A 4,031-nucleotide genomic window follows, 5' to 3' on the forward strand; every position below is an offset into this window, starting at 1 on the left:
GCGCCTGCGCGTCACCCGCGATCACCACCGACGACGGCCCGTTGACCGCGGCGACCTCCACCCGATCGGCCCACGGCAGAATCCGCGCGACCGCAGCGGCCTCGCTCAGCGCGACCGAGGCCATACCGCCCCGACCGGCCAGGTCGCTCGCGATGGCCTGACTGCGCAGGGCCACCACCCGTGCCGCGTCCTCCAGGGAGAGCGCACCGGCCACGCACGCGGCCGCGATCTCACCCTGGGAGTGGCCGAGCACCGCATCGGCCTTGACACCGACCGACTCCCAGACCGCCGCCAGGCCCACCATCACGGCGAAGCTGGCCGGCTGGAGCACATCCACCCGTTCCATCAGCTCCGGAGCGGTGTCGCCGCGCAGCACTGCCCTCAGGGACCAATCCGTCCACGGCTCGACAGCCGCCGCACATTCGGCGATCCGCTCCGCGAACACCGGGGACGTGTCCAGCAGTTCGCGACCCATGGCCGCCCACTGCGCACCCTGCCCCGGGAAGACGTACACCACCTTGCCGGGGGCGGCCGGACCGTCACTGCCGATCACGACGCCCGGGGCGTTCTCTCCGCGCGCCAGTGCCCGCAGCCCCGGCAGGGCCTCCTCGGCCGAGTCGGCCAGGACGACCGCACGCTCACCGAAGACCGTACGGTCCGACACCAGTGCCCCGGCGAGGTCGGCGACCGCCGGCTCGTCGGCGTCCTCGATGAACGCGGCGAGCCGCTCGGCCTGTCCGGCCAGGGAGCCGGCGCTGCGTGCGGACACCACCAGCGGCACGACACCCGGGGGCGTGAGCTGCGCCAGGGCGGCTTGCGCCGACTCGGCGGGCGCCTCCTCCAGGATCAGGTGCGCGTTCGTGCCGCTGATGCCGAACGAGGAGACGGCGGCCCGGCGCGGCCGGCCGGCGCGCGGCCATTCCCGCGCCTCGGTGAGCAGCTCGATGCCGCCCGCCGTCCAGTCGACCTGGGTCGTGGGCTCGTCCACGTGCAGCGTGGGCGGCATGATTCCGTGGCGCAGCGCCTGCACCATCTTGATGACACCGGCGACACCGGCCGCGGCCTGTGTGTGGCCGATGTTCGACTTCAGCGAGCCGAGCCACAGCGGCTGCTCCGGGTCGCGGTCCCGGCCGTACGTGGCGAGCAGCGCCTGCGCTTCGATCGGGTCGCCGAGCGCGGTGCCGGTTCCGTGGCCCTCGACCACGTCCACCTCGGACGGGGCGAGACCCGCGCTGTCCAGGGCCCGGCGGATGACCCGCTGCTGCGAGGGGCCGTTCGGCGCCGTCAGACCGTTCGACGCGCCGTCCTGGTTGACGGCGCTGCCGCGCAGCACCGCCAGCACCCGGTGGCCGCGCTCACGCGCCACCGACAGCCGCTCCAGGAGCACCACACCGACGCCCTCGGAGAGCACCGTGCCGTCCGCGCCGTCCGCGTACGCCTTGACGCGTCCGTCGCCGGCCAGGCCCCGCTGCCGGGAGAAGGCAGTGAAGCCGCCCGGAGAGGCCATGACCATCGCGCCCCCGGCGAGCGCCATCGAGCACTCGCCCTGCCGCAGCGACTGCGCGGCCAGGTGCATCGCCACCAGCGAGGAGGAGCACGCCGTGTCGACGGTCACCGCCGGGCCCTCGAGGCCGAGCACGTACGACACGCGGCCCGAGGCCACGCTCGACACCGACCCGGTGACCGCGAAGCCCTCCAACTCCGGCGCGTCCGCGCCGACGCCGTAGCCCTGACCGGACACACCGGAGAAGACGCCGACGTCGGTTCCCTTGAGCGAGACCGGGTCGATCCCGGCACCTTCCAGGGCCTCCCAGGAGGTTTCCAGCAGCAGCCGCTGCTGGGGGTCCATGGCGAGGGCCTCACGCGGCGAGATCCCGAAGAACCCGGCGTCGAACCGCGCGGCGTCGTGCAGGAATCCGCCCTTGCTCGCGTAGGAGGTGCCGGCGCTGTCGGGGTCCGGGTCGAACAGGCCGTCCAGGTCCCAGCCGCGGTCGTCGGGGAAGGAAGACACCCCGTCCCGGCCTTCGGAGACCAACCGCCACAGGTCCTCAGGACCCGTCACACCACCCGGCAGGCGGCACGCCATGCCCACGATCGCGAGCGGCTCACCGGCGTCGGCCACGACGGCCGCCGCCACGGAGGCGGCGGGCGCCGCGGACGCCGACGGCTCGGGGGCCGCCGACTCACCGAATTCCTCGCGCAGGTAGCGCGCCAGGGCCAGCGGCGTCGGATAGTCGAAGACCAGCGTGGCGGGAAGCTTCAGTCCCGTCGCCTCGCGGAGGCGGTTGCGCAGCTCCACCGAGGTGAGCGAGTCGAATCCGACGTCCTTGAACGCCATCTCCGCCCGGACGCCCTCCGGCCCGGCGTGCCCGAGCACGACCGCGGCCTGGGCCCGGACGACGTCGAGAAGGAGCGCGTCCTGCTCCGCCGCGGTGCGCCCGGCCAGGCGACCGGCCAGTCCGCCTTCCGTGGTGGCGGCCGCCCGCGCGACCTGCCTGCCGGTCCGCACCAGGCCGCGCAGCAGGTGCGGTACTCCCCCGCCCGCGCCGGCCTGGCCGCGCAGCGCCCGCAGGTCCAGCTTGATCGGCACCAGCAGCGCGTGGTCCGCGTGCAGCGCCGCGTCGAAGAGGTCCAGGCCCTCGTCCGCCGTGATCTCCAGCACGCCGCTCCGGCTCGCCCGCGCCTGGTCGACGTCGCTGAGGTTCGCGGCCATGCCGAGCGTGCGCTCCCACAGGCCCCAGGCGAGCGACAGGCCCGGCAGGCCCGCCGCGCGACGGTTCGACATCATCCCGTCGAGGAAGGCGTTCGCCGCCGCGTAGTTGCCCTGGGCGCCACCGCCGAACACGCCCGCCACGGACGAGTAGACGACGAAGGCGTCGAGGTCCAGGCCGCGGGTGAGCTCGTCGAGGTGGCGTACCGCGTCCACCTTCGGGGCGAACACCCTCGCGAGGCGCTCCGGGGTCTGCGCCCCGATCACCCCGTCGTCGAACACGCCCGCGGTGTGGACGACACCGGTCAGGGGCTGCTCGGCCGGAACGGAGGCCAGCAGCGCCGCCACCTGCTCGCGGTCGGAGACGTCGCAGGCCACCAGCGAGACGGCCGCGCCGTGCCCGGTGAGTTCGGCGACGAGTTCCCGCGCGCCGTCGGCACCGGCACCCCGGCGGCTGGCGAGCACCAGGCTCCGTACGCCGTGCCGGGTGACCAGGTGCCGGGCCACGAGGGCGCCCAGCGCCCCGGTGGCACCGGTGACCAGGACCGTGCCCGCCGGTCCGAAGACGGCGGGAGCATCGGAGGCCGGGCCGCCGGCCCGGACCAGCCGGGGGACGGAGAGGGCCGTGCCGCGGACCGCGACCTGCGGTTCGCCGCCGGCGAGCACCGCACCCAGCACCGGGCCCACATCGCCGTCGGGGCCGAGGTCGGGGTCGGCGTCGATCAGGACGATCCGGTCGGGGTTCTCGGCCTGGGCGGCGCGGACCAGACCCCACACCGCCGCTCCGGCCGGGTCGGTCACGGTGTCGGCCGCACCGGCGGGAACCGCCCCGCGCGTCACGACGACCAGCCGGGACTCCTCCAGCCCGGCTCCGGCCGTCCACGCCTGCAGGACGGCCAGGACACGGGAGGACAGCGCCAGTGCCGCGTCCTCGCCGTCACCGCCGACCGCCTCCAGGACGGCCACGGCCGGCGCTCCGGCGTTCTCGGCCAGGGTCTCGACGTCGGCGGCCGTGGCGACCGGCGCCCAGGCCGGGGCCGGCTCCGTGCCGTGCTCGGCGGCGGGCAGTTCGGTCCACTCCACGGCGAACAACGCATCGTTGATCGCCGTGTCCGCCGCAGTCTCCAACTGCTGCGCGGACACCGGGCGGGACACCAGGGAGTCCATCGTCACGACCAGGCCGCCGGTTTCGTCGGCGGCCTCGACCGTCAGGGCGTCCGGGCCGACCGGGGCGACCCGTACGCGCAGGGCGGAGGCGCCCACGGCATGCAGCACGAGACCGTTCCACGCGAAGGCCAGTACGGCCTCGCCCGTTTCCCCG

Annotated in this window: 1 protein-coding gene; it reads right to left on the reverse strand. The window is 75.1% G+C overall.

Features of this window, described 5'->3' with window-relative positions; genetic code table 11:
* Positions 1–4,031: type I polyketide synthase (locus AC07FY_RS32890; RefSeq protein ID WP_479014096.1), on the reverse strand; the 4,031-nt coding region annotated here is incomplete at both ends.

It is taken from the genome of Streptomyces sp. NPDC045967, from assembly GCF_056430495.1.